Source organism: Rarobacter faecitabidus, assembly GCF_006716265.1.
GTDB classification, from domain to species: domain Bacteria; phylum Actinomycetota; class Actinomycetes; order Actinomycetales; family Cellulomonadaceae; genus Rarobacter; species Rarobacter faecitabidus.
Genome location: NZ_VFOS01000003.1, coordinates 1 through 25,834, shown reverse-complemented (window position 1 = coordinate 25,834; position 25,834 = coordinate 1). Strand labels below are relative to the sequence as shown.

Here is a 25,834-nt window from a genome sequence, read left to right as displayed (position 1 = left end):
ACTGCTCTATGTCGGTCATCGGCATCCGGCGACCTGGGATAGAGACGTGTTACACGACGCGCCAGACGCCCCATTCTCCGGTGGTGCCGGGAGTCTCGCCCTGCGTCCACCAGGCAGCGCGGTAGTTGACGCCGTTGTGCGTCACGACGTCGCCGCCGACATAGACCGCACTACTGCTCCACGCCGGATACGTCGTGCCGGGATCGCCCGGGCCCCCGGGGTTGCCGGGGTTGCCTGGATCCGTGGTGCCGCCGCCGGGCACGACGCGCCAGACGCCCCATTCTCCGGTGGTGCCGGGCGTCTCGCCCTGCGTCCACCAGCCCGCCTGGTAGACCACGCCGTTATGGACCACGCGGTCACCGCCGTTGTAGACGGTTGATGCGTTCCATGCCGGGTAGGTGCCAGGGTCGTTCGGATCCGTGGGGTCTGTGGGGTCAGTGGGATCCGTCGGGTCTGTGGGATCGGTGGGGTCCGTCGGGTCTGTGGGGTCCGTGGGGTCCGTCGGGTTGTTCGCATCGACCGGCCCCTGCGGCGCGGCTACGAGTTTGGCATTGAGCGTCGAGATCAGCTCGTTGTTGCGGTCACCGGAGAGTTCCCACCACATTCCACCGCCCAGTCCCTTCGCGACGATGTAATCGGCCTTGGCCTGAATGCTCTGCGGGTTGTCGTAGGACCACCAGGTGGAGCCGTCGTAGCGCCATGCGGCACCGGCCACCGGGTCGTAGTATCCGGTCCCCACGTTCTTGATACGCCAGTAGTCGTCATTGCCGGCCTCGTACGTGCCGGTTGCTGCGCGCAGGTTGCCCGATGCCCACGGAGTGTTCGTCGATACGTTGGTCCAGCCTCGTCCATATGCTGCGAGCCCGATGCCCAGCTTTGCGGGGTTGATCCCCTTCGACGTGTACAGCTTCACGGCTTTGTCAACGCTGAAGCGCTTGTCGGCGGTGCGCGTATCTGCCGGATCGTCGTAGAGGTTGGCCTGGTGCCCGGTCTTGGTCAGATCCCATGCGCCCCACAGGTCATACCCCTGGATGTTGCCGAAATCGAAGTAGTTGAACAGTTCGGGGTCGTTCCAGCCACCGGCATCGATGTCGACCTGGTTGGCGGGTAGGAAGCCGGACAGGAGGTAGTGCTTTCCGGTCTGTGATTGCAGTGCATTCAACTGCGCCCGGAATTCCTTGAGGAGCAGTTTGAAGTTACCTCTGTCGTTCACCGGGTCGACCAGGTTGTTGGCCTGCCCGTTTGGCGATCCGGGCCATTCCCAGTCGATGTCGATGCCGTCGAAGATGCCCGCGGCCGTGCCCGGCCCGCCGAATCCATCGATCACCGGTACGTTGCCCTTGAGATAAAGATCGATGCAGGACGACACCAGCGCCTTGCGCGAGGCATCGGTCTTGGCTGCCTGCGAGAAGTACTTGGAGTATGTCCAACCGCCGATCGAGATCATGACCTTAATGTGCGGGTACTTGGCCTTGAGTTGCTTGAGCTGATTGAAGCTACCTGCGAGCGGCTGATCCCATTTGTCCGCCTCGCCGGAGACGGAGTTCGCGGCGGTGTAGGTCTTGCCGTAGTCGGCGTAGGCGTCTCCCGAGCCCTCGGGGAAGCCCTCCTGCGCGGCCTTGTTGGCGATGAAGCACTTGTTCGTGTTGTGGTCGATATTCGCGAACGAATAGTTGATGTGCGTCAGCTGCGATGCCGCGCCTGAGGTGTCCAGGTTCTTCACGTGGAAGTCGCGGCCGTATACGCCCCACTGCGCAAAGTAGCCGACGTTGCGGTACCCGTTGATGGCTGAATCCCCGGCTGGCACGTCGGGAACCGCGGGGCTTGCGGTGGCGAGTAGGACGGTCGTGAGGCCGACGGCCGCGGCCCCGAGTGCTCCTATCGCGGTGCGCCAGGCGCCGCGAGATTGCTTGATCTTCATCTCGATCCTTCCGCGGCGCGCCCTTGCGCCGCAATTAGTTTAGAGGATGGACAAAACCAGGTTGGCACGAAATACGGCCGCCCGCCACCGCAAAACCGGCAAAATGGACCCGATGTGGCACTGCCAAACCGGTTCGATGACCCCGTCAGGGCGGCGGTGACCAGCAACAACGCGCGGGGGCCGAAAAAAGGAAAAAGGCCGCACCGACAGGCCGCACCGACAGGCCGCACCGACAGGCCGCGCCGGCTGGCAGCGCCGACACGCAGCGTCGACGCCGCACCGACAGGCCGCACCGACAGGCCGCGCCGGCTGGCAGCGCCGACACGCAGCGTCGCCGCCGCGCCGACGGGCCGTGCCGCTAGCGCGTCACGGCGAAGATGCCGTGCGCCCCCTTCTCGGCGAGCGACATCTGGTGATTCACGAACGGGTAGTCCCCGGCCTCCTTGGGGACGAACTCGACGAATCCGCCCTCCGCCGCGAGCAGGGGAAGCGCCTGCGCCCCCGTTGTCCCCTCGACCCCGGCCGCTTCGCCTTGACGCACCGAATAGACCCCCTCGCGCCACACCGTGTCGAACTGCGCGCCCACCACGTGGAACGTCAGCGACGAGTTGGGCCCGGCATTCAGCACCCACACGCGCACGCGCTCGCCCACCCGCGCGGCGAGCGGATGCGCATCGTACTGGAACGCCCTCCCGTTGAACGCGGCGACGTCGGCTATTCCGGCAGCGACCTTGCTAGCGTCCGCCGGTTCGCCGTTCCCGCCCAGGTACTGTTCGCCGTGCACCAGTACGTAGGTGCGATCGGCCGCGGGCAGGTCATCGGGCTCGATCACAACCGCGCCGAACATGCCGTTCGCGATGTGGTTCGACATCGGCATGGTGGAGCAGTGGTACATCCAGATGCCGGAGCGCCCCGCCGTGAACGTGTACTCGAGGGACTCCCCAGGTTCGATGGTCGCCATCGGGGCGTTCGGGGCCACCTCACCGGCGTGGAAGTCGATCGAATGCCCCATGGTGCCGTCGTTGATTAGCGTGATGGTGAACGTGTCCCCGACCCGGCCGTGCAACACCGGTCCGGGCGTCTGGCCGTTGTACGTCCAGATCTGCCGCGTGAGACCGGCCGTGACCTGCTGGGTGCTTTCCGTGACGCGGAAAGTGGCGCGATGGTACGTCTCGCTTCCAAGTGGCGGCAGCTCCGCCAGCGCCGCGTCGGACAGCTCGGCCTGCCTGGACAGTTCCGCCATGGTCGCCGAGGACGAGTTCTCCGTCGCACCGCCGCCCTGCCCCGCATCGGTGGCCGTCCCGCCGTGTCCAGCGTGGGCGCCGCCGTGTGCCGTTCCTTCGTCGTCCGCGCCGCCGCCTCCGTTCCCATCGTCTGCGTCTCCCGCGTCACCCGGCTCAGCACCGTTCGCGGGAGAGGCGGAGGACTCGTCCGAAATGCCCGTTGCCACGACCTGCACCGTCATACCCATCTGCCGATGCCCGGCGATGGAGCACCAACCTTCGACGTCGCCCGCGATGACGCCGACCGTGACTGTGGCACTCGCTCCGGGGGCGACGCCCTCGATGCGAGCGCCGTTCGCGAAGACGAGGTCGTGTCGCTGATCACCGGTGTTGTGCAGGGTGACGACCAGTGCGTTTCCGACGGGCACCTCGATGCGCGCGGGGGAGTACGACATGTTCTCGACGGTGAGGGTGACCTGCGTGGACTCGCCGGTCGGTGTGACTGACGCCGTTGTCGAGCCGCTCGGTGCGGCGGAATCGTGGGGGAGCGTAGCGATGAGCGTGATTGCGAGGACCGCGGTGATGCCGCCGAGTGCCCACACCGCGCGTGCGAGGGGGCCACCCAGCACTCCGGGATGCGGGCGTGGGCCCGGCGCGGGGGCGCGTTCCGGGACCGGGCTCGCGGGCGTGGCGTTCAGCGGTGGCGCGGCGACGCGAAGGGGACTCGTGGCGGGCGTGGGTGCGTCTCCGCGCCCCGGTGTTGTGTCGGGTGTGGTGGGTGTGGACGAGCGCTTCGCCCGCCCTTGGCGTACGCCGCTGAGTGCGAACAGGGCAATGTCGACTATGAACGTTGCCAACACGATTCCCCACCAGGTGAGCTGGAGGTCATCCCCGAATGGCCCCATGAGCAGGATCAGTGCTGCGCAGCGTGCGGCCAGGCGCGCCGGCCAAGCCGTTTCCAACGTGGTCATGCCCAGGCGGACATGTGCCGGACCGCCACCGACCACGATGGGCATGAGGTGAGTCAGTGCGGCGACGAAAATCTGGCACATTCCGCCTACCCCGAGCACGATCAGCCAGGGAACATTGAGGGCGCGCAGTTCCGAGACGTCACTTGCCCGCAGCGCGTTGACGGCTACGGCGCCGAGGGCGACAACGATGAAGGTGATTCCTGCCATCGTGGTCCACGTGGCATACGATCCGGGACGCTTGGCGAGTGCAGCTCGTCCGAGCGGCACGCCGATGCCCAGGAGCAACGCGAGGGTGAAACCGGCCAAGCTGGCGCCAACCAGCCACAGCGGGCCCGTGATTGCGCTGGTGGCAGCGGCCAGGAGGCTGAGTGCCAGCCACGTCAGCGCCCGCCGGGCACGCGGGACGGCGGATTCGTCCATCCTGGTGCGCAGCATCGTCGGTCCGAGGGTCACGAGCGTGCCCGCCATCGTCAGCCCGATCCAGCCACCCAGATTGACGATGGCATGAACCAGCGTCAACTCATCGCGCGCATCGACGATCCAGGCGGGCGCACCTGCCTCGAACATTGCGACCGTGATGAAACCCGCAACCACGCATCCCAGCACCAAGAACGCGGCGGCTGTCGCGTAATACCAGGTCAAGGTGCGGTAGTGGGAGGCGAGGGGAGTGCGTGCGGCAATGAGCAGGGCAATGCCGTGCCACGCGATGACCGCTCCGATCAGTCCCGCGCAGACTACCGTGAGCCAGGCGTGCGCGGACCACATGCCGGCGATGAGACCGATGAATACTACGTTGAAGGCCACCACGCGGATGGCGTTGTCGCGTCCCGAGTGGCGATCGTCGCGTCGCAGATGCAGCAGTGCGCGGGTGAAGAACCATGACCATTGCAAAATCGCGTTCGTCAGGACGCCGAGGGTGACGACGTGGATCATCGTCCAGTACTGCTGCGCCATGGACCCGCGCGTGGCGATCCCGACTCCCATCGTCACGACCGCCACAATCATCCACACTGTGGTGATGCGATCCGTGCGGCTCATGCGGCGCGGCTTCGTGGTGGCCTGGATGGGGATCATTGCGGCTCAGTTCTCCAGATGGTGCTACATGCGGGGCAGGAGTGGGGCGTGATCTCGCGCTGGGCAAGTCAGCGGTCGCACTCGCAGACGAGGTTGTACTGGACAACTTCCTCGCCCTCGATCGCCCAGGCCTCCGCCTCCGCGACGGAGGCGAAATTGCGCGGCGCAAGGCGACCGTTGGCCATTAGCACGCCAACCTTGATCTGATCCCGCGGATCGACCCAATCGGTGTCGGTGCGCGCCGGTGAGGTGGTCATGTCCTCATTGTCCCCCTTTGTGAGGGGTGGGACTAGGACCTTGGGGGCAATTGGGGCGTGTGAGGTCGCGTGCCGGGGCTCGGTTTTCCCACTCCGGAAACAACCCGGTCATTCCGCAACAACATCACGGCCTTACGGTGATCCCATGACTCTTACGATCGGGTACGTCGCCGCCCTTGAACAGTTCCATCCGACAGAGGTCGTCGACCTCGCGGCGTTGGCCGAAGCTCACGGATTCACCGGCGTGATGGCGGCCGATCATTTCCAGCCGTGGGTCCCCGCGCAGGGGCAGTCGGCATTCGTCTGGAACGTCCTGACTGCCCTGGGGGAGCGCACCTCCGGCGATATGGGGCCGGGTGTGACGGCGCCGATATTCCGCTGGCATCCGGCGATGGTTGCGCAGGCATCGGCCACTTTGGCGGCGATGTATCCCGGCCGGCACTGGCTCGGCCTGGGATCGGGGGAGGCCCTCAACGAGCACATCGTGGCGCAATACTGGCCCGAGGCGCCGGAGCGCATCAACCGCATGTTCGAGGCCATCGACGTCATCAAGAAGCTCTTCACCGCCTCGCGCCAGGGCAAGGATGTGAAGCACTCCGGGACGTACTACAAACTCGAATCGACGCGCCTTTGGACCATGCCGCCGCAACCGCCGGAAATCCTGGTCGCCACGGGCGGGCCGGTGACGGCCAAGCGGGCGGGCCGGGTCGCCGACGGGCTCATCACGGTGGGCGCTCCGCTGGAGAAAATCGACATGCTCTTCGGCAAGTTCGCCGACGGGGCACGTGAATCCGGTCGCGACCCCGACGCGATGCCGAAGGTGTTGCAGGTGCATCTATCGTGGGCGCCAACCGACGAGGAGGCGCTCGCGAACGCGATGACGCAATGGCCCAATGGTGGCATGAAGTTCCCCAAGGCGGACATCCGCTCGCCGCATGATTTCGAGCAGATGGCACGCCTTGTCAGGCCCGAGGATTTCGAGGGACGGATGGTCATCTCCTCCGATCCAGACGTGCACCGCGCGGCCCTCCAGAAATACGTTGATCTCGGATTCGACCGCATCTACCTGCACAACGTCGGCCGCAACCAGGTCGAATGGCTCGAGGTGTTCGGTCGCGAGGTTCTGCCCAAGTTGAAGCGCTGACATGAGCATCAACATCCGACCGGTCACCGGCGTCGGTGAGGTGGTGCCGGGCGATGACCTCGCTCACTTGATCTTGGCCGCGCTCACGCCATTCGAGGACGAGTCCACCGCCGCTCTTGCGGACGGCGACATCGTTGTGGTGACCAGCAAGGCGGTGTCCAAGGCGGAGGGGAGGATTCTCCGCGCCGCCGATCGCGAAGAGGCTATTTCTCGTCAGACAGTTCGGGCGGTGGCGTCGCGTCAGCATTCGGATGGTTCGGGCACCACCAGGATCGTGGAAAACCATCTGGGCCTGGTCATGGCCGCGGCGGGCGTTGACGCGTCCAACACCGCCGAGGGGACCATTCTGCTTCTTCCGCAGGACCCGGATGCCAGCGCACGGAATCTGCGAGCAGAGTTCAGGAGGGTGACACGAGCGAACGTCGGGGTGATCATCGCCGATTCGGCGGGGCGGGCGTGGCGCGAGGGAGTGACCGATATGGCTATCGGCGCCGCCGGGGTCATGGTGCTCGATGACATGCGTGGGCGTCCGGACGCTGGCGGCCGCAAACTATCGGCGACGGTGGTCGCCGTCGCTGACGAACTGGCGGCCGCGAGCGAGTTGGTGCGGGGGAAGGCCGATGGCGTCGCCGCGGCGGTCATCTCGGGTGCCGAGAAGTGGGTAATGCAGCAGGATGGTCCCGGGGCTCGGGCCATCGTGCGTCCCTCCGAGACGGACATGTTCCGCCGGGGAAGCGCGGAGGCTCACGCCGATGGTTACGCCGCGGGCTATGCCGCCGGGTACGCCGCCGGTCGGGTCCGCTGAGGCGCACCCTCAGGCGTGGCCGCTTATGCCGCTCTGCCCGCTCATGTCGCTCGCTCAACTCATGCCACTCGCTCCGCTCGGAGCCGCACTGCCGCTCAGTGGTCTTCGATCAGCTGAAGGCGAGCAGCGGCCGCCCGGTCTTGGGATTCGTCATGATGTCGCAGTGCACGCCGTAGACGCGGCCGATGAGATCGGACGTGAGCACGTCTGTCACGGACCCCGCCGCGACGATCGTGGAACCTGCCATCATGACGACCTGATCGCAGTGCGTCGCTGCCGTCTGCAGGTCATGCAATGCCGCGAGGACGGTCAGCCCTTCAGCGGCGAGGCGGCGGAGCAGCGCCATGGTTGCGAGCTGAGCTCCGATATCGAGATGGTTCGTCGGCTCGTCGAGCACCAGCAGACGCGGGTCCTGGGCCAGGGCGCGCGCCAGGTGCACGCGTTGCCGTTCCCCTCCGGAGAGCGTGGCGATACTCCTTTCCGCTAGCGCCGCGTCGCCCGCTCTCGCGAGGGCCTTACGAGCGATGTCCTCGTCTGACGCACTGGGACCCGCCAGGACGGAGCGATGCGGGAGGCGCCCCATCATCACCGCCTCGATCGCTGTCATGTCGAAGGTCGGTGATGCCTCCTGCTCCATGAAGGCCACCAATCGAGCCCGCTCGCGGACCGGCGTGCTCGCGAGATCGATCCCGTCGAACTGAAGGGTTCCCACCTCGGGCCGGCGCACGCCGGCGATTGCCCGCAACAGAGTCGACTTCCCGGCGCCATTCGGCCCGACCAGTCCTGTCACCGTCCCTGGCTCCAGCCTCAGGCTTGCCTCGGAGACGAGGGCCTTGCCCCCGATCGAGATCGTGATGCCGCTGGCCCGTAGGCCGTGTTCCGTAAGCGGAGGGTATGTCCAGCCCGGCGAGGCGATCGCGCTCATGCCGCGCTCCTGGTCCGGCGAAGAAGTATCGCGAAGATCGGCGCGCCGAGCACGGCCGTCACGACGCCCACCGGCAGCTCCCGCGGGGCGAACGCGGATCGGGCGATCGTGTCCGCCCACATCAGGACCAGGGCCCCCGCGGCGCCCGACAGGGGCAGCACCAGTCGATGAGATTGCCCGGCCACCAGCCGAACGGCATGGGGCACCACAAGGCCGATGAATCCGATCGCGCCCGATTGCGACACCAGCGCCCCGGTCAGCATGGCTGTGCCGACCAGAAGCAGGAGGCGGGTCCGCTCCACACGGATGCCGAGCGCGGCGGCGGCCTCGTCCCCGAACCCGAAGCCATCCAGCAGGTTCCCGCTGAGCGCCAGGCCGAGGCCGAGCGTCGCTACAGCGCCCACCGTGAGCCACACGGACGTCCACGTTGCCCCGGCGACCGATCCGAGCAGCCATGAGAGGATCTCGCGGTAGCTGTCCGCGCTCGCGGACCAGAACACGACGAGGCTCACGAGTGCCGCGCATGCCTGCGAGACCGCGACTCCCGCCAGCACGGTGCGGCCCGGTGAAGCGGCGCTCCCGCCCCAGGCTGCCAGCGCGAGCGCTGCGGCGAGGGCCAGCCCGGCACCGCCGAACGCCGCGATCGGCAGGAGCAGCGGTACGCCGAGCAGCAGCACCGCGACCGCCCCGAGTGACGCCCCGGAGGACAGTCCAAGGAGGTAGGGGTCGGCGAGCGGGTTGCGAGTGACGGCCTGCATCACCACCCCGCAGATGGCCAGTCCGGCACCGACGGCACCCGCCGTCAGCACGCGAGGTATGCGCAGGTCCCAGACGATGGCGTCTCGCAGGGGAGTGAGCGGCTGCGCGTCCAGCGCCGGGCCCAACCCCAGGTGGTGCAGGACCGAGCGGAACACCTCGGAGGGGGCGATGTCGGCCGCGCCGACGATGACGCACAGGAGGATGCTCACGGCGAGTGCCAAGCCGACGAGGACGACGGCCGGTACACGCAATCGGGTGCGCCCCACCATCGTTTCCCCTGCCGTCACAGCCGCCGTGACCATCAGCGCTCCTGGATTCCGGACAGTTGTGCGGCGAGGTCGGCTACCGCGTCGACGGTGCGCACTCCCGCCTCCGTCGCCGCGAAGGGAATCACCGCGTATCGGCCGTCCTTGACGGCGGACAGTTCGCGGGTGACGGGGTTCGACGCGAGGAAGTCCGTCTTTTTCTGCGCGCTGTTCCATTCCGAGTCGACCAGCACGATCAGGTCCGGATCGGCGGCGGCGATCGCCTCCCACGACATCGGTGCCCACGTATCGTGGGTGTCCGCCGCGATGTTGGTGAGCCCAGCGGAGTCCATGATGAGCTGCGGGGCCCCGATGCCGGCGCCGACGTAGGGGGTGTCCGTGCCGGACGACCACCACAGAGCGGTGAGCCCGCGTTCGTCGGGCACGACGGCCGCGAGCTCGGCTTGCTCCTCGGCGACGAGCGCGGTGGCGCTCTCGGCGGCGTCGAAGATCTGCCCGGCCTGAGCGATCTCGGTCCAGATGTCGTCGAATGTGAGGGGATCGGGCTGGTAGCCCGGCTCCTTGCACGCGGAGGGTGCGACGTACGTGCTGACACCGAGCCCTGCCAGCTGGCTCCGTTCCCCGACACCGTCGGCGCTGACGTTCGATTCCCATCCCGCGAATATCAGGTCCGGTTCGAGTTCGAGCGTCGCCTCCGACCCCGGAACCTTGTCGCTGAGCGGATTCGTCAGGGCGGGAACTGCGGCGGCAGCTTCCGCGAGGGCGTCCGGAACGGGTCCGTCAAGGTAGGCGGCGCCGACGATTCTGTCACCGACTCCGAGCGCGAGCATCATCTCCGCCGTGGACGACTTGATGGTGACAACGCGCCGCGGTGTGGCATCGATGGTGAGTTCGAACCCGCAATTGTCGATCGTGAGCGGATAGTCAGCCGCCGCGGTGAATGCCGCACTGGCGGCGGGTTCCGCCGTGGTGGTGTCGGTTGCGCAACCTGTCACGGCGAGGGCGGAGATGAGGACGAGCGCTCCGGCGCTCGTGGGCAATGGTGATTTCACGCAGATGCCTCCTGGGGAATCGGGCGGATGAGCCGGGCGAGGCCGACCCGTGGGTGCGTGCGACGTCGAAGTGCGCCACGATGACACGCGCCCGATTCAGTGGGTCGCTGCGACAGATCATGAGTGGATCCACGGTCAGCATTCATCGTAGGACGTACCCGGAAGATCGTTTACGCGCCTGAAACACCGGGTCAGGGGCGGGCGGCGTGAGCCAATACGCGAGCCAGATCGGTGACGTCCGCGAGGTCAGTGGAGAGCGAGATCCGGATGTGATCCCGGCGGGCGTATTCGCTGTCTCGAGCGGCGAAGAACGGCGTACCCGGCGCCGCGCTGACGCTGGCACTCGCGAGGCGGGTGAGCGCGACCTGCTCGTCGTGCACGGGGAGCCACATGTTGATGCCGTCCCCTGGCCGGATCTCGATGCCCTCGGCTGCCAGCGCGGCGGTGAGCAGGTGGGATCTGCTGTAGTAGACGCGGCGTGCATGGGTCACGGCGTCCATGGCATCCGCATCCGTGAGCAGGTCGATGAGCACGCGTTGCAGCAGTCTGCTCGTCCAGCCAGGACCGAGCATGCGCCGCGCGACCAGCGGGTCGATCACGGCGGCCGGTCCGCCGATGGCAGCGATGCGCAGGTCTGGACCGTGGGATTTGGAATAGGAACGAATCCTGACCACGCGCATGGGCAGGAGCGTGCCGAGACTGAAGTCTCGTGCGGCGCTCACATCGCCCGAATGATCGTCCTCGAACACGGTCACGCCCGGATGCTGCCGCAGAATCGCGGCCAGTTCTCGACCGCGCGTGGGGGAGATGCTCACCCCGGTCGGATTGTGCGCGCGTGGCTGCACGATGAGGGCCGTGACGTTCTTGCGCAGAGCGCTCTCAAGGCTGGGCGGCGTGATCCCGTGCTCGTCGAGTTCCACCAGCACCCGGTCGCGCCCAGCCTGTTCCAGCAGGTCGAACACGGGCGGAAAGCCCGGATTCTCCACGGCGATGCGGTCGCCGAAACTCGTCGCCTGCTCCACTGCACGGGCCAGGGCATCGAGCGCCCCATCGACGACCGTGATCCGTTGCGCGGTGAACGGCCAGGTTTCGCGGATCAGCGCCTCGAGCTCCGGGAGGACGGGCGCGGCGACATAGCTGCCGGTCTCCGCTCCCTGCAATCGGCTGGCCGCCCGGACGAGGGCGCGCCCGATGGAGGGAAGCAGTCTCGGATCGGGGGTACCGGTCGACAGGTCGAGCTCGGTGTCGTGCGTCGTCTCGTTCATCGTGCGGTAGCGCGGAGGCAGCCAGCTCGCCGGCTCCGGTAGGACGAACGTTCCCGCGCGTCCGCGTGTGACGACGAGCCCGACATCGGCGAGTGCATGCCACGCGCCGCTGACGGTCGCGGGGCTTACGCCGAGCGCTGCGCTCAGGCTCCGCACCGTGGGCAGCCGATCCCCGGGCCGCAATTCTCCCGCGCGCATGAGGCGGGCGATACCGGCGGCGATACCGCGGGGCGAGGGCTCGGCGATTTGTTCAACCAGATCGGAAACAGTGACGTGCATGCGTGCCATCGTGCCCCTTTTGGGCGACTCGGAGGGGTCAGAAAGGGCTTTCCACAGTGATCGGTAACGCGCCATGCGCAGGAATTAACCGAGTGGATACATAGTGCCCCTCCGCTCGGGGCAGAGGTTACGCCGCAGAAATGTTCAAGGGCCAGGGTTACAACTAAGCACGACGAGGTGGCGCTCCTGGTGGGCCTCGCCCACTGCTCGCCACCACCATCCACACCACTTGGAGGCGAGTAACACCATGAGCATTGTGCGAGCGGCATTCACCCAGGCACGGTGGACCGGCGACAAGGAGTCGATGATCCAGTTGCATGAAGACTGGACACGCGAGGCCGCTGCGGCGGGCGCACAGATCATCGGATTCCAGGAGTTGTTCTACGGCCCTTACTTCGGCATCACGCAGGATCCCAAGTACTACGAGTACGTCGAGACGATTCCCGGCCCCACGACCGATCGCTTCTCGGCACTCGCGAAGGAACTCGGCATCGTCGTAGTGCTGCCGATCTACGAAGAGGACCAGCCGGGCGTCTACTACAACACGGCGGTCGTGATCGATGCGGACGGTACCGTGCTCGGCAAGTATCGCAAGCACCACATTCCTCACCTGCCCAAATTCTGGGAGAAGTTCTACTTCCGCCCCGGAAACCTGGGCTGGCCCGTCTTCGATACGGCGATCGGCAAGGTCGGCGTGACCATCTGCTACGACCGGCACTTCCCCGAGGGATGGCGGACCGTGGCGCTGAACGGCGCTGAGATCGTGTTCAATCCCAACGCGACCGCCCCCGGCGTGTCGAATCGCCTGTGGGAGATCGAGCAGCCCGCCGCGGCCGCCGCCAATGGCGTCTTCGTCATCGCCAACAACCGCGTCGGCCTCGAGGACAACGAATACGGGGACGACGCCGTGAAGTTCTACGGATCTTCCTATGCCGTTGGACCGGACGGGAACTACGTCGGAGAGGTCGGCTCCACAGAGGACGACCAGCTGCTCATCCGCGACCTCGACCTGGACCTGGTGCGCGAGGTCCGTGAGCGCTGGCAGTTCTTCCGCGACCGCCGGCCGGACGCCTACGGGCCGATCGTCGCACCCTGACGCGCGGCAGCACTGACCCCGCGCGCCCACCCGAACGCGATCCGATGAACCAGGGAGGAAAACTGTGTCCATTCTCATCAGCGGCGGTACCGTCGTGAACTCCACCGGCCGATCCCAGGCGGACGTCCTCATCGACGGCGAGAAAATCGTCGCCGTGTTGCCGCCGGGGGCCAAGACCCTCGGAGTCGATCTCGCCGCGAGCGTCGATCAGGTCGTCGACGCCACCGGTAAGTACGTCGTGCCCGGCGGCATCGACGCGCACACCCACATGGAGATGCCGTTCGGCGGTACGTTCGCGTCCGACACGTTCGCCACCGGCACGACAGCGGCGGCGTGGGGCGGCACCACCTCGATCGTCGACTTCGTGGTGCAGTACCCGGACCAGAACATCCTCGAGCAGTACCAGGCATGGCATGACAAGGCCGCCGGACAGTGCGCCATCGACTACGGGTTTCACCAGATCCTGTCCGACGTGCAGGACTCATCGCTCACAGCGATGGACGAGCTCATCGCGGAGGGCGTGACCAGTTTCAAGCTGTTCATGGCCTACAAAGGTGTGTTCCTGTCCGATGACGGTCAGATCCTGCGGGCCTTCCAGAAGGGCGCCGACAACGGTGCGCTGATGATGATGCATGCGGAGAACGGGTCGGTCATCGACACCCTGGTCCAGCAATCCCTGGCAGCGGGCAACACCTCGCCGTACTACCACGGGGTGACTCGTCCGTGGCAGGCCGAGGCCGAGGCCACCAACCGCGCCATCCTTCTGGCAGACCTGGCTGGCGCGCCCCTGTACATCGTCCACGTCTCCGCCAAGCAGGCCGTCGACTACATCGCGACCGCTCGCGACCAGGGGCAGAACGTGTTCGGGGAGACCTGCCCGCAGTACCTGTACCTGTCCCTTGAGGAACAGCTGGGTGCGGTCAGCGAGCAGTGGGGAGACTTCGAGGGCGCCAAGTGGGTGTGCTCGACACCCCTGCGAGCCCGCGCGGAGGGCCACCAGGACCACATGTGGCAGGCGTTGCGCACCAACGACCTCCAACTCGTCTCCACCGATCACTGCCCCTTCTGCATGGCGGACCAGAAGGAACTGGGAATAGGCGACTTCGCCAAGATCCCCAACGGGATCGGCTCCGTGGAACACCGCATGGATCTGATGTACCAGGGCGTGGTCACCGGTGAGATCTCGCTGGAGAGGTGGGTGGAGATCTGCTCGGTCACCCCCGCCCGCATGTTCGGAATGCACGGACAGAAGGGCGTCATCGCGCCAGGTGCCGACGGCGATGTCGTCGTCTACGACCCGAACGGACACACCTCGATCGGCCTCAGCAAGACCCACCACATGAACATGGACTATTCCGCCTGGGAGGGCTTCGAGATCGATGGCCACGTCGACACCGTCATCTCGCGCGGCTCGGTCGTGGTGGCCGACGGCGAGTTCCGCGGCAGGCTCGGCCACGGCCGGTACATCAAGCGCGGCCTGAGCCAGTACCTCATTTAAGGAGCCGAGAGATGGACTTCGGAATCGTTCTGCAAACGGATCCACCCGCGTCACGAGTAATCGAACTGACCCGGCTGGCTGAAACCTACGGCTTCACGCACGCCTGGACCTTCGACTCCCATCTGCTGTGGGAGGAGCCGTTCGTCATCTATTCGGCGATGCTGGCCGCCACCCGCAAGATCGTGGTCGGACCTATGGTGACCAATCCAGCCACGCGTGACTGGACAGTCCTGGCATCGCTGTTCGCCACGTTGAATGAGATGTACGGCAATCGGACGATCTGCGGCATCGGACGCGGAGACTCGGCCGTGCGAACGCTGAATGGCAGGCCGTCTAACCTGGCCACCTTGCGCGACGCGGTCCACGTGATCCGCGAACTCGCCAACTCGCGTTCCGTCGCCATCAACGATCGCACGGTGCAGTTCCCGTGGGCGCAGGGATCGGCTCTGGACGTGTGGGTCGCGGCGTATGGCCCACTGGCGCTGAAACTGACGGGTGAGGTCGGTGACGGCTTCATTCTGCAACTGGCCGATCCGGACATCGCCGCCTGGATGATCAAGGCGGTACGCGACTCGGCCGAGGCCACGGGGCGCGACCCGGAGGCGATCAAGTTCTGTGTCGCCGCCCCGGCCTACACGGGCAACGGCGAGTCCCCGGCAGAACGATCCCACATGCGTGAGCAGTGCCGGTGGTTCGGCGGCATGGTGGGCAACCACGTCGCCGACATCGTCAAGCGATACGGCACTGATTCGGCTATCCCCAAGGCGCTCACGGACTACATCAAGGAACGGGAGGGATACGACTACAACGAGCACGGGCGGGCGGGCAATTCTCACACCACGTTCGTGCCGGACGAGATCGTCGAGCGCTTCTGCCTCCTTGGATCCCCGCGCGACCACGTCGAGAAATTGACGGAGTTGAGCAAGCTGGGAGTGACGCAGTTCGCGGCGTACCTGCAGCACGACAACAAGGAAGAGACGCTGCGGACCTACGGTGAGCGGGTCATTCCGGCGATGGCCGAGGCAGTGACGGCCACGGCATGAGTTCGCGGATCCGCCTCACGATCACCGGCCTGGCCGGTGTGCTGACGCTTGTCCTCGTGTGGGAACTGTACAAGTGGCTCGGGCCTGCAGACGGAGTGATGATCGGCGATCTGACAATCCTGCCGCGCACGACCGATACGGCCATGCCGCACGTGTGGGACATGGTCGCGCGCGCGATCGAACCCATCAACAGGGGTAAGGATGCGCTGCCGCTGTGGCAGTCGGTTCTGCTCGCGGGCGGCTTCACGCTGGGGATTGCGGGAGTCGGATGGCTGGTCGGCGTCGTGGTCGGGATCCTCCTTGCGGTGGTGATGCAGCGGTTCCGCACGGCGCGATCCGCGATTCTGCCGTGGGTCATCCTCAGCCAGACCGTTCCGCTGATCGCGTTGGCACCGCTGGTGAAGGGCTGGGGAACCAGACTCGAATTCGGCTCCTTCGAATGGCAGTCGTGGATGAGCGTGGCCGTCATCGCGTCCTACCTCGCGTTCTTCCCGGTCGCTGTGGGCATGCTGCGGGGACTCTCGTCGCCCGAGGCCGTGCACCTGGATCTGATGCGCGCCTACTCCGCGGGATGGGGCACGACCCTGTTTCGCCTGCGGCTGCCGGCCGCGGTGCCTTACTTGATCCCCGCGCTCCGCCTGGCGGCCGCCAACGCCGTCATAGGCGCGATCGTGGCTGAGGTCTCGACGGGACTCAAGGGCGGGCTCGGGCGCATGATCATCGAATTCGCCCAAGCCGGATCCTCCGACCCGGCCAAGGCCTGGTCGCCGATCTTCGGCGCTGTTCTCATCGGACTGGTGGCGGCGGGCACGGTCGCGGCGATCGGCAAACTACTGAAGAAATACCGATACGCGGAGGTCGACTGATGACTGAGGAGAACGCAGCCGAGAACCGTGGCGAGGCGGCAGTGATCGCAAGTTCCGGCCGATCTGCGCCCGCCGTGGCGGTGGACGTGCGGGACGTTACGCGGACCTTCGAAGCCCGTTCGGGTGTGGTGCACGCACTGAGCGACGTGTCCTTGCAGGTGGCGGCGGGTGAGTTCGTGTCGCTCATCGGGCCGTCGGGCTGCGGCAAGTCGACCCTCCTGCGCCTCATCGCCGACCTCGATCAGCCGACCTCGGGTGCTATCGAGGTGTTCGGGAAGCCGGCTCGCACTGCCCGTGAAGGCGGGGACTATGGCATTGCCTTCCAGCAGGCTGGCCTCCTACCGTGGCGGTCCGTGCAGGCGAACATCGAGTTGCCACTCGAACTCCATGGCGTCGGCAAGGCGGCGCGCCGGGAGCGGGCGCGCGAGCTGCTCGACATGGTCGGCCTGGCCGAATTCGCGGGGCACCAGCCAGCGCAGCTGTCGGGTGGCATGCAGCAGCGAGTGGCGATAGCCCGCGCGCTCGCGGAGAAGCCGAGTCTGCTGCTGATGGACGAGCCCTTCGGCGCGCTCGATGAGATGACTCGCGAGCGCCTTCAGACGGAACTGCTGCGCATCCGCGCCGATACGAACGCTGCCGTCGTCTTCGTCACGCACTCGATCCCCGAGGCCGTGTACCTGTCCGATCGCGTGGTCGTCATGTCGCCGCGGCCGGGACGTGTCACCGAGATCGTTCCGGTGTCTTTGGGTCGCGCTGCCGATCGGGACGACGACCTGCGTGAGGATGGGCAGTTCTTCGACGGTGTCGCGGCAGTCCGCGAGGCACTCCACAGTGCGCACGGTGAGCCCGTCGAATCCGGCGGCAAAGGGGTGGATCTGCGATGACTTCCGTCAGAGCGTGGGACAAGACACGCGTCATCGTCGCCCCTGTCGTTTTTGGGCTGGCCTGCCTGGGGATCTGGCAGTGGCTGGTGGTCGCGTTCGACCTCGAACCATACGTACTGCCGAGTCCCGGCGCGATCGGCGAACAGTTCACTGACAACGTGGGCCTCATCGCCAAGGCGGCCAGTGCCACGGCGCTGAATTCGTTGTACGGGCTGATCCTGGGAGTTATCGTGGCGCTCCTATGGGCGGGGACCGCCGCATCCTTCCGGCTGGTGCGCGAGGCGAGCGCTCCTATCGTGATGGCCGCGTCCGTCGTCCCCATCGTGGCGCTCGCGCCCGTGCTGTACGCCATGTTCGGGCAGAGCGTCCAGACGGCGCGCGTCCTGATAGCTGCACTCGCCGCATTCGTGCCGGTTTATGTCAACACCCTGCGGGGTCTCCTCACCGTTGCCCCCATCCATCGCGACCTCATGCGCGTATACGCGGCGAGCCCGTGGCAGATCACTCGCACGGTGACACTGCCGGGTGCTCTGCCCTTCTTCTTCACCGGTCTGGGCATCGCGTCCTCGGTATCGGTGATCTCGGCCCTCGTGGCCGAGTATTTCGGCGGACCGGTCGATGGGCTCGGCCGTGCCATCACCTCTGCGGTGTCCTCCTCACGCTATGCCCTGGCCTGGGCATACGTGGTAGGTGCCGTGGCCATCGGCGTGATCTTCTTCGTCGCCACTTCTGGGCTGGAGCGAGTCAGTCTTCGTCGCCGTTAGCGACGGCGAAGGCTTCGCTCCTCGTCCTCCCCTTACCGCCCAAAGAGAGGAACAACCTCATGAAGAACAACGTACGCACCGCGGTCAGGCTGGGTGCGCTCACCCTGACCGCCGCTCTCGCCCTGGCCGGCTGTTCGTCCTCGGATGACTCGTCCTCGCCCACGGCCTCCGACACGCCCTCGACTGCCGAAACTGACGGCGAATCGGGTGAACTGACCGACGTCACTCTGCAGCTCCAATGGGTGGCGCAGGCGCAGTTCGCGGGCTATTACGCTGCCGTCGATCAGGGCTACTACGAGGACGAGGGCCTCAATGTCACCATCCAGGAGGCGGGCACCGACACCGTGCCCATCGATGTGCTCGCCGCGGGCGACGCCGACTTCGCGATCTCGTGGGTGCCAAAGGTGCTCGGTTCAATCGAACAGGGCACCAACGTGACCGACATCGCGCAGATCTTCGAGCGCAGTGGTACCACGCAGATCTCCTTCAAGGACAAGGGAATCACCACGGCAGCAGACCTCGCCGGCAAGAAGGTCGGTTCGTGGGGCTATGGCAACGAGTGGGAGCTGTTCGCTGGCATGCAGAAGGCCGGGATCGACACCGCCTCAGGAATCGACCTCGTCCAGCAGGCATTCGACATGAATGCCTTCCTGTCCGGCGACATCGACGCGGCACAGGCGATGACCTACAACGAGTACGCCCAGGTCCTTGAGACGGTCAATCCGGACACGGGCGAGCTGTACACGCCGGATGACCTCAATGTCATCGACTGGAACGATGAGGGCACCGCCATGCTGCAGGATGCGATCTGGGCCGACGCGGACCGCCTCGCCTCGGACAGCGACTATGCCGACACCGCGGTGAAGTTCATCAAGGCGTCCATCAAGGGTTGGGTCTACGCCCGCGACAACGCCCAAGAGGCAGCAGACATCGTGACCGCCGCGGGTTCCACACTGGGCACCAGCCACCAGCTGTGGATGACCAACGAGGTCAACAAGCTGATCTGGCCGTCCACGTCCGGGATCGGGACCATCAACCAGGACCAGTGGGACCAGACGGTTTCCATCGCGAAGGAGACCAAGAACGAGACCGGTGCCACGATCGTCAGCACCGACCCGCCGGCCACCGCCTTCTCCAACGAGTACGTGGAGAAGGCGCTCGCCGAACTCGAGGCTGAAGGCGTCGACGTGCTGGGGGCAGATTTCACACCCATCGACGTGACGCTGAACGAGGGCGGTAACTGATCAGAACTCGGTAGCGGCGGGGCGGGAGGCTTCTGCGGAACCGGGACCTCCGCCCATCCACCCCGCCGCTACCGACCGCACGTTCGCAGAAGTCCGCTGTCCCAAGAAAGAAGGGTTCTCCATGTCTGTCGCTCCAACAGGCGCCGCCCTCGACGCCGCGGTGCTCGAATCGGATCACGCCAGCGTCTTCCACTCGTGGTCGGCTCAGGCGCACCTGCCATCCTTCGTGGTTGCCGGTGGCGAGCGCTGCACGCTGTGGGACCACGCGGGCAATCGATGGCTCGATTTCTCAAGTCAACTCGTCAACGTGAACATCGGCTATCAGCACCCACGAGTCGTCACGGCGATCAAGGAGCAAGCGGATCTGCTCACGACCATCTCGCCGGCGACCGCCAACGCCACTCGCGCAAAGGCGGCGAAGAAGATCCTGCGCCAGCTGCCGGACTCTTTTCAGAAGATCTTCTTCACCAATGCGGGAGCGGATGCCAACGAGAACGCGATTCGCATGGCGCGCCTGTTCACCGGCCGTGACAAAGTCGTGTCCCGCTACCGGTCGTACCACGGCAACACCGGTGCGGCGATCGCGGCGACCGGCGATTGGCGCCGTATCCCGAACGAGTATTCCCGCGGGCACGTCCACGTCTTCGGTCCCTATGAGTACCGTTCGGAGTTCTGGGCGGAGTCCCCGGAACAGGAATGCGAACGCGCACTGCAGCATCTGGAGCGCACCATTCAATGCGAAGGTCCCGAATCCATCGCCGCGATTCTGCTCGAGACCATTCCCGGCACAGCCGGCGTCATCGTGCCGCCTCCCGGCTATCTGGCCGGCGTGCGTGCCATTGCGGATAGGTACGGCATCGTCCTGATCCTGGACGAGGTGATGTCAGGATTCGGCCGGACCGGATCGTGGTTCGCGTTCGATGACCATGACGTCATCCCCGACCTGGTGACCTTCGCCAAGGGCGTCAATTCCGGTTACGTGCCGGCCGGCGGGGTGGCGATCAGCGCGCGGATAGCGCGGGCATTCGATGAACGAGTTTTCCCGGGTGGCCTCACGTATTCGGGGCATCCGCTGGCCATGGCCGCCATCGTGGCGACCCTGGACACGATGAGAGATGAACGGATCGTGGAGAACGCCGCACTCGTCGGCAAGCAGGTCATCGGGCCCGCGCTGGCGGAACTGGCCGAATCCAATCGCTTAGTGGGTGACGTGCGCGGAACCGGCGTATTCTGGGCCATCGAACTGGTCGAGGACAAAGGATCGAAGGCGCCGCTTCCCGCTGCGCAGATGGCGGAGATCAAGCAGCAGCTCTTCTCGCGCGGTCTCGTTCCCTTCATCTCCGACAATCGCATCCACATCGTGCCGCCATGCGTCGTCTCGGCCGTCGAGGCGAGTGCCGGTCTGAGCATCGTGGCTGACGTGCTGAACGAACTCGCCGAAGCACCTGCCTGATTGCGAAAACCCCATGGGCTCAGACCGCGGACGGAGAACTCGTCCTCGGCCCGGTCCGATCCGTACGGAAGGAAAGCGAATATGACTGCTCGATCCCCACGCAGGGTTCTGGTGACGGGGGCGTCCTCGGGAATCGGCGCTGCCACGGTGCGTCGAATGCGAGCCGAGGGATGGAACGTGGTCGCCTCGGCTCGGCGAGCGGACAGGCTGGCCGCGCTCGCGGCCGAGACGGGCGCGGAGGCGTATCCGCTCGACATCACGGATGCGGATGCGGTCGGGGAACTGGCCGAGCATTTGGCTGCGACCGGCGGGCTGGACGCCGTGGTCAACAATGCGGGCGGGGCACTCGGGCTCGATCCTGTCGAGCAGGCCGACGTCGAGCAGTGGCGCAGGATGTACGAGCTGAACGTCATCGGCACTCTGCAGGTCACCCAGGCGGTGCTGCCGCTCCTTCGGGCATCCGGCGCCGGCGATGTACTCGTCCTCACCTCGACCGCGGCCCACGCGCCCTACCCCGGAGGCGCTGGCTACACGGGCGTCAAGCACGCCGAGCGGATGCTGACCCAGACCCTGCGCTGGGAACTGGTCGGCGAGCCGATACGAGTGATCGAGATATCGCCCGGCAACGTCGCGACCGAGGAATTCTCCCTCGTCCGGTTCGACGGCGACACGGAGCGCGCGAAGGCCGTATACGAGGGCTACCAGCCGCTCGTGGCCGAGGACATCGCGGATGTGATCTCGTTCGCGCTGACCAGGCCCGCACACGTGAACGTCGACCTGCTTATCGTGCGTCCGCGGGCACAGGCGAACAACACCACCATCGCCCGAACTGGCGTCTAACCGGCACTTCGGTGCGCTCCCCGCGTCCGAGATGCGCGCAGTTGCTGCCGCTTGATCGGCTCGCACCATCGTTCGCGACCCGCCGCGCGGGAGGCCTGGTAATCGACTTTTCCCGCCACTTGCATTATCCTGCCGGACTCGGATATGCTGTCGCTTTGCGCCGTCGTGTGCCTCGCTTCAGCCTGCCGAACTTCACCAGAGGGTGATTTGGGGGAAGTTGCGTGGAACTCGAGTGTCGTTTGCGTCTCCGTTTCGCAGGGAAGGACCCCACTTGGCTGCCTCGCGCACCCCTTCTGCTCCATCCGCTGAAGCTATCGCGAACCGTACGGCATCTGGCCGTATTTCGTTCGCGCAGATCTATGAACCGTTGGAGGTTCCAAACCTACTTGCTCTCCAGACCGAGAGCTTTGACTGGCTACTAGGCAATGAGCGCTGGCAGGCGCGCGTCGCAGCGGCGAAGTCCGCCGGTCGGCGTGACGTGCCGGAGACCTCGGGACTCGAGGAGATCTTCGAGGAGATCTCCCCGATCGAGGACTTCGGCCAGACCATGTCGCTGCAGTTCTCGAACCACCGGTTCGAGCCGCCGAAGCACAACCCGGACGAGTGCCGCGCCAAGGACTTCACCTACGCCGCGCCGCTCTTCGTGACGGCTGAGTTCTACAACCACACGACCGAAGAGATCAAGAGCCAGACGGTCTTCATGGGTGACTTCCCATTGATGACCGAGCGCGGCACCTTCATCATCAACGGCACCGAGCGCGTTGTCGTCTCGCAGCTCGTCCGATCCCCGGGCGTGTACTTCGAGCGCATCCCCGACAAGACCTCGGACAAGGACGTCTACCTTGCCAAGGTCATCCCGTCGCGCGGTGCATGGCTGGAGTTCGAGATCGACAAGCGCGACGCCGTCGGCGTGCGCGTCGACCGCAAGCGCAAGCAGTCCGTCACCGTCCTGCTGAAGGCCCTCGGCCTCAGCGAGTCGGAGATCCGCGAGCGTTTCGCCGACTACCCGGCCGTGCTGGCAACCCTGGAGAAGGACACCGTCCACACCCAGGAAGAGGCGCTCACCGACCTGTACCGCAAGATCCGTCCGGGCGAGCCGCCCACGCCGGAGGCCGGTCGCAACCTGCTCGACAGCTTCTACTTCTCGTCGAAGCGCTACGACCTCGCCAAGGTCGGCCGCTACAAGATCAACAAGAAGCTGGGCGTCGACAAGGAACTCAGCGACTCGGTCCTGTCGGTCGACGACATCGTCGCCACCATCGAGTACCTGTGCGCCCTGCACGCCGAGAAGAACTCGATCGCGGGTATCCGCGGTGGCGAGATCACCGAGGTGCGCGTTGAGACGGACGACATCGACCACTTCGGTAACCGCCGCATTCGCGCGGTCGGCGAGCTGATCCAGAACCAGATCCGTACGGGCCTTTCCCGCATGGAGCGCGTGGTTCGCGAGCGGATGACCACTCAGGACGTCGAGGCGATCGCCCCGCAGACCCTGATCAACATCCGCCCGGTCGTCGCCTCGATCAAGGAGTTCTTCGGAACCTCGCAGTCGTCGCAGTTCATGGACCAGAACAACCCGCTCGCGGGTCTGACCCACAAGCGCCGCCTGTCGGCGCTTGGCCCCGGTGGTCTGTCGCGTGACCGCGCCGGCATGGAAGTCCGTGACGTGCACCCCTCGCACTACGGCCGCATGTGCCCGATCGAAACCCCTGAAGGCCCGAACATCGGTCTGATCGGCTCGCTCGCGTCCTTCGGCCGCATCAACCCGTTCGGCTTCATCGAGACGCCGTACCGCAAGGTCGAGGCCGGCCGCGTCACGGACGAGGTCGTGTACCTCACCGCGGACGACGAGGATCGTTACGTCATTGCCCAGGCGAACACTCCGCTGAACGAGGACGGGTCCTTCCAGCAGCCGCGCGTGCTCGTCCGCCTGAAGGGCGGGGAGACCGATGACGTCACGCCGGACTCGGTGGACTACATGGACGTCTCGCCGCGCCAGATGGTGTCGGTCGCGACGGCCCTGATCCCGTTCCTCGAGCACGACGACGCCAACCGTGCACTCATGGGCGCCAACATGCAGCGCCAGGCCGTGCCGCTGGTCCGCTCCGAGGCTCCGGTCGTCGGTACCGGCATGGAGTGGCGCGCGGCGATCGACGCGGGCGATGTGATCATCGCGCAGAAGGCCGGTGTCGTCACCGAGGTCTCTGCCGACCTGATCACCGTCGCCAACGACGACGCCACCACGTCGACGTATCGCGTGCGCAAGTTCGTCCGATCCAACCAGGGCACGAGCTTCAACCAGCGCGTGCTCGTGGACGCCGGACAGCGCGTCGAGGTCGGATCTGCTCTGGCGGACGGTCCTGCGACCGACGGCGGTGAACTCTCGCTCGGCCGTAACCTGCTGGTTGCGTTCATGTCGTGGGAGGGCCACAACTACGAGGACGCGATCATCCTCAGCCAGCGCCTGGTCAAGGACGATGTCCTGTCCTCGATTCACATCGAGGAGCACGAGGTTGACGCCCGCGACACCAAGCTGGGCCCCGAGGAGATCACTCGCGACATCCCCAACGTCTCGGACGAGGTCCTCGCGGACCTGGACGAGCGTGGCATCATCCGTATCGGTGCCGAGGTGACCAGCGGCGACATCCTGGTCGGCAAGGTCACGCCCAAGGGTGAGACCGAGCTGACCCCGGAGCAGCGCCTGCTGCGCGCGATCTTCGGCGAGAAGGCGCGCGAGGTGCGCGACACCTCGCTCAAGGTGCCCCACGGCGAGTCCGGAACGGTCATCGAGGTGCGCACGTTCAGCCGCGACGACGGCGACGAGCTGCCGGCTGGCGTGAACGAACTTGTCCGCGTGTACATCGCTCAGCGCCGCAAGATCACCGCCGGCGACAAGCTCGCGGGCCGCCACGGGAACAAGGGTGTCATCTCGACCATCCTGCCCGAGGAGGACATGCCGTTCCTCGCGGACGGTACCCCGGTCGACATCGTCCTGAACCCCATGGGTGTGCCGGGACGAATGAACGTCGGCCAGGTGCTTGAGGTCCACTTGGGCTGGATCGCCTCGCAGGGCTGGGACGTGACGGGACTCAAGGAATCGGCCAACGAATGGCTCAAAAAGATTCCCGCACACGCTCGCCAGGCGGAGCCCGGCAGCCGCGTTGCGACTCCGGTGTTCGACGGCGTGGAAGAGGACGTCCTGACGGGCCTGCTCGCCAACACGCTGCCGAACCGCGATGGTCAGCGCCTCGTCGGCCCGGACGGCAAGGCCCGCCTGTTCGACGGTCGCTCCGGCGAGCCGTTCCCGGACCCGGTGGCGGTCGGCTACATGTACATCCTGAAGCTGCACCACCTGGTGGACGACAAGATCCACGCGCGTTCGACCGGCCCGTACTCGATGATCACCCAGCAGCCACTCGGCGGTAAGGCCCAGTTCGGTGGCCAGCGCTTCGGTGAGATGGAAGTGTGGGCGCTCGAGGCATACGGTGCGGCCTACACCCTCCAGGAGCTCCTCACGATCAAGTCGGACGACGTCCCTGGTCGAGTGAAGGTCTACGAGGCGATCGTCAAGGGTGAGAACATCCCGGACTCGGGAATTCCCGAGTCGTTCAAGGTGCTGCTGAAGGAAATGCAGTCGCTGTGCCTGAACGTGGAGGTGCTCTCGATCGACGGCGGCATCATCGAGATGAAGGAGTCCGACGACGACGACGGTTACCGCGCCGCGGAGGAACTTGGAATCGACCTGTCGCGTCGCCCGAACGCCGCGAACAGCATCGACGAGATCTGACGTGCGTGTGGCGGCGGCCACGGGCATTGCGCCCCGGCGCCGCCGCCACACCACCACTCAAGGTTTTCCATATTTGCCAGCCCTGCTGCTGGCGACAATTAGGAAGTAGGACATCTTGCTCGACGTCAACATCTTCGACGAGCTGCGTATCGGCCTCGCCGACGCCGATGACATCCGCGCCTGGTCTCACGGTGAGGTCAAGAAGCCCGAGACGATCAACTACCGCACGCTGAAGCCCGAGAAGGATGGGCTGTTCTGCGAGCGGATCTTCGGTCCGACCCGCGACTGGGAATGCTACTGCGGCAAGTACAAGCGCGTGCGCTTCAAGGGCATCACGTGTGAGCGCTGTGGTGTCAAGGTCACGCGCTCCAAGGTTCGCCGTGAGCGCATGGGCCACATCGAGCTCGCCGCGCCGTCA

The 25,834-nt window shown here is 66.0% G+C and carries 20 protein-coding genes; 13 read left to right on the top strand and 7 right to left on the bottom strand.

Features of this window, described 5'->3' with window-relative positions:
• Nucleotides 1-49: 49 nt before the first annotated feature.
• From FB461_RS09290 to FB461_RS09280, 3 genes are all read right to left on the bottom strand, one after another.
• Nucleotides 50-1,921: a glycosyl hydrolase family 18 protein gene (locus FB461_RS09290; RefSeq protein WP_211349887.1), complete on the bottom strand. Its 1,872-nt coding sequence runs from the start codon at nucleotides 1,919-1,921 to the stop codon at nucleotides 50-52.
• 358 nt (nucleotides 1,922-2,279) lie between these two features.
• Nucleotides 2,280-5,189: a multicopper oxidase domain-containing protein gene (locus FB461_RS12325; protein ID WP_246046187.1), complete on the bottom strand. Its 2,910-nt coding sequence runs from the start codon at nucleotides 5,187-5,189 to the stop codon at nucleotides 2,280-2,282.
• 68 nt (nucleotides 5,190-5,257) lie between these two features.
• The gene (locus FB461_RS09280) at nucleotides 5,258-5,446 is read right to left on the bottom strand and encodes a hypothetical protein (protein WP_142121420.1); all 189 of its coding nucleotides are present in this window, start codon (nucleotides 5,444-5,446) and stop codon (nucleotides 5,258-5,260) included.
• A 145-nt stretch (nucleotides 5,447-5,591) separates the two neighbouring features.
• On the opposite strand from FB461_RS09280, the gene FB461_RS09275 reads away from it, so the two are divergent.
• Both FB461_RS09275 and cofE read left to right on the top strand, forming a co-directional pair.
• Entirely contained in the window at nucleotides 5,592-6,590 is a 999-nt protein-coding gene (locus tag FB461_RS09275; protein ID WP_142121418.1) for a TIGR03557 family F420-dependent LLM class oxidoreductase, read from the top strand.
• Nucleotide 6,591: 1 nt separating this feature from the next.
• A complete protein-coding gene (cofE, locus tag FB461_RS09270) occupies nucleotides 6,592-7,395 on the top strand; it encodes a coenzyme F420-0:L-glutamate ligase (protein WP_142121416.1) in 804 nt (267 codons plus the stop codon).
• A gap of 109 nt (nucleotides 7,396-7,504) precedes the next feature.
• Here cofE and FB461_RS09265 read toward each other — a convergent pair whose 3' ends face one another.
• The 4 genes from FB461_RS09265 to FB461_RS09250 all read right to left on the bottom strand — a co-directional run bounded on the left by FB461_RS09265 (nucleotide 7,505) and on the right by FB461_RS09250 (nucleotide 11,950).
• Nucleotides 7,505-8,320 (bottom strand): ABC transporter ATP-binding protein, encoded by an 816-nt coding sequence (locus tag FB461_RS09265; protein WP_142121414.1) that lies wholly within the window; start codon nucleotides 8,318-8,320, stop codon nucleotides 7,505-7,507.
• Nucleotides 8,317-9,381 carry a putative F420-0 ABC transporter permease subunit gene (locus FB461_RS09260; protein ID WP_142121412.1) on the bottom strand — a complete coding sequence of 355 codons (1,065 nt, stop codon included), beginning with the start codon at nucleotides 9,379-9,381 and terminating at the stop codon, nucleotides 8,317-8,319. The genes FB461_RS09265 and FB461_RS09260 overlap by 4 nt, the downstream gene beginning before the upstream one ends.
• Nucleotides 9,381-10,397: a putative F420-0 ABC transporter substrate-binding protein gene (locus FB461_RS09255; protein WP_246046185.1), complete on the bottom strand. Its 1,017-nt coding sequence runs from the start codon at nucleotides 10,395-10,397 to the stop codon at nucleotides 9,381-9,383. Before FB461_RS09255 ends, FB461_RS09260 begins: the two co-directional genes overlap by 1 nt.
• A 191-nt stretch (nucleotides 10,398-10,588) precedes the next feature.
• A complete protein-coding gene (locus FB461_RS09250; protein WP_142121410.1) occupies nucleotides 10,589-11,950 on the bottom strand; it encodes an aminotransferase-like domain-containing protein in 1,362 nt (453 codons plus the stop codon).
• Nucleotides 11,951-12,188: 238 nt separating this feature from the next.
• On the opposite strand from FB461_RS09250, the gene FB461_RS09245 reads away from it, so the two are divergent.
• From FB461_RS09245 to FB461_RS09195, 11 genes are all read left to right on the top strand, one after another.
• The gene (locus FB461_RS09245) at nucleotides 12,189-13,037 is read left to right on the top strand and encodes a nitrilase-related carbon-nitrogen hydrolase (RefSeq protein WP_142121408.1); all 849 of its coding nucleotides are present in this window, start codon (nucleotides 12,189-12,191) and stop codon (nucleotides 13,035-13,037) included.
• 64 nt (nucleotides 13,038-13,101) lie between these two features.
• Nucleotides 13,102-14,535 carry a dihydropyrimidinase gene (gene hydA / locus FB461_RS09240; RefSeq protein ID WP_142121406.1) on the top strand — a complete coding sequence of 478 codons (1,434 nt, stop codon included), beginning with the start codon at nucleotides 13,102-13,104 and terminating at the stop codon, nucleotides 14,533-14,535.
• 11 nt (nucleotides 14,536-14,546) lie between these two features.
• Nucleotides 14,547-15,578, top strand: a complete 1,032-nt coding sequence (locus tag FB461_RS09235; RefSeq protein ID WP_142121404.1) for a TIGR03842 family LLM class F420-dependent oxidoreductase — start codon at nucleotides 14,547-14,549, stop codon at nucleotides 15,576-15,578.
• Nucleotides 15,575-16,444 carry an ABC transporter permease gene (locus FB461_RS09230; RefSeq protein WP_142121402.1) on the top strand — a complete coding sequence of 290 codons (870 nt, stop codon included), beginning with the start codon at nucleotides 15,575-15,577 and terminating at the stop codon, nucleotides 16,442-16,444. Before FB461_RS09235 ends, FB461_RS09230 begins: the two co-directional genes overlap by 4 nt.
• Nucleotides 16,444-17,328 carry an ABC transporter ATP-binding protein gene (locus FB461_RS09225; RefSeq protein WP_142121400.1) on the top strand — a complete coding sequence of 295 codons (885 nt, stop codon included), beginning with the start codon at nucleotides 16,444-16,446 and terminating at the stop codon, nucleotides 17,326-17,328. Before FB461_RS09230 ends, FB461_RS09225 begins: the two co-directional genes overlap by 1 nt.
• The gene (locus tag FB461_RS09220) at nucleotides 17,325-18,092 is read left to right on the top strand and encodes an ABC transporter permease (RefSeq protein WP_142121398.1); all 768 of its coding nucleotides are present in this window, start codon (nucleotides 17,325-17,327) and stop codon (nucleotides 18,090-18,092) included. Before FB461_RS09225 ends, FB461_RS09220 begins: the two co-directional genes overlap by 4 nt.
• Before the next feature lie 59 nt (nucleotides 18,093-18,151).
• Complete coding sequence (locus FB461_RS09215; protein WP_142121396.1) at nucleotides 18,152-19,336, top strand: ABC transporter substrate-binding protein; 1,185 nt, start codon at nucleotides 18,152-18,154, stop codon at nucleotides 19,334-19,336.
• Between the two features lie 121 nt (nucleotides 19,337-19,457).
• Nucleotides 19,458-20,789 (top strand): aspartate aminotransferase family protein, encoded by a 1,332-nt coding sequence (locus FB461_RS09210; RefSeq protein ID WP_142121394.1) that lies wholly within the window; start codon nucleotides 19,458-19,460, stop codon nucleotides 20,787-20,789.
• A gap of 81 nt (nucleotides 20,790-20,870) precedes the next feature.
• Nucleotides 20,871-21,629, top strand: coding sequence for an SDR family oxidoreductase (locus FB461_RS09205; protein ID WP_142121392.1), 759 nt, complete (start codon nucleotides 20,871-20,873; stop codon nucleotides 21,627-21,629).
• Nucleotides 21,630-21,900: 271 nt separating this feature from the next.
• Nucleotides 21,901-25,416, top strand: coding sequence for a DNA-directed RNA polymerase subunit beta (rpoB, locus tag FB461_RS09200; RefSeq protein ID WP_142121390.1), 3,516 nt, complete (start codon nucleotides 21,901-21,903; stop codon nucleotides 25,414-25,416).
• A 115-nt stretch (nucleotides 25,417-25,531) separates the two neighbouring features.
• On the top strand, nucleotides 25,532-25,834 hold a 303-nt coding region (locus tag FB461_RS09195; protein WP_142121388.1), incomplete at its 3' end, for a hypothetical protein.

Bases quoted from the DNA above. Each gene is read 5' to 3' on its own strand.
- FB461_RS09215 (WP_142121396.1), top strand. From the start codon at position 18,152: ATGAAGAACAACGTACGCACCGCGGTCAGGCTGGGTGCGCTCACCCTG.
- FB461_RS09280 (WP_142121420.1), bottom strand. From the start codon at position 5,446: ATGACCACCTCACCGGCGCGCACCGACACCGATTGGGTCGATCCGCGG.
- FB461_RS09235 (WP_142121404.1), top strand. From the start codon at position 14,547: ATGGACTTCGGAATCGTTCTGCAAACGGATCCACCCGCGTCACGAGTA.
- FB461_RS09205 (WP_142121392.1), top strand. From the start codon at position 20,871: ATGACTGCTCGATCCCCACGCAGGGTTCTGGTGACGGGGGCGTCCTCG.
- FB461_RS09250 (WP_142121410.1), bottom strand. From the start codon at position 11,950: ATGGCACGCATGCACGTCACTGTTTCCGATCTGGTTGAACAAATCGCC.
- FB461_RS09225 (WP_142121400.1), top strand. From the start codon at position 16,444: ATGACTGAGGAGAACGCAGCCGAGAACCGTGGCGAGGCGGCAGTGATC.
- FB461_RS09230 (WP_142121402.1), top strand. From the start codon at position 15,575: ATGAGTTCGCGGATCCGCCTCACGATCACCGGCCTGGCCGGTGTGCTG.
- cofE (WP_142121416.1), top strand. From the start codon at position 6,592: ATGAGCATCAACATCCGACCGGTCACCGGCGTCGGTGAGGTGGTGCCG.
- FB461_RS09220 (WP_142121398.1), top strand. From the start codon at position 17,325: ATGACTTCCGTCAGAGCGTGGGACAAGACACGCGTCATCGTCGCCCCT.
- FB461_RS12325 (WP_246046187.1), bottom strand. From the start codon at position 5,189: ATGATCCCCATCCAGGCCACCACGAAGCCGCGCCGCATGAGCCGCACG.
- FB461_RS09275 (WP_142121418.1), top strand. From the start codon at position 5,592: ATGACTCTTACGATCGGGTACGTCGCCGCCCTTGAACAGTTCCATCCG.
- FB461_RS09290 (WP_211349887.1), bottom strand. From the start codon at position 1,921: ATGAAGATCAAGCAATCTCGCGGCGCCTGGCGCACCGCGATAGGAGCA.
- FB461_RS09245 (WP_142121408.1), top strand. From the start codon at position 12,189: ATGAGCATTGTGCGAGCGGCATTCACCCAGGCACGGTGGACCGGCGAC.
- FB461_RS09260 (WP_142121412.1), bottom strand. From the start codon at position 9,381: ATGGTCACGGCGGCTGTGACGGCAGGGGAAACGATGGTGGGGCGCACC.
- FB461_RS09210 (WP_142121394.1), top strand. From the start codon at position 19,458: ATGTCTGTCGCTCCAACAGGCGCCGCCCTCGACGCCGCGGTGCTCGAA.
- FB461_RS09265 (WP_142121414.1), bottom strand. From the start codon at position 8,320: ATGAGCGCGATCGCCTCGCCGGGCTGGACATACCCTCCGCTTACGGAA.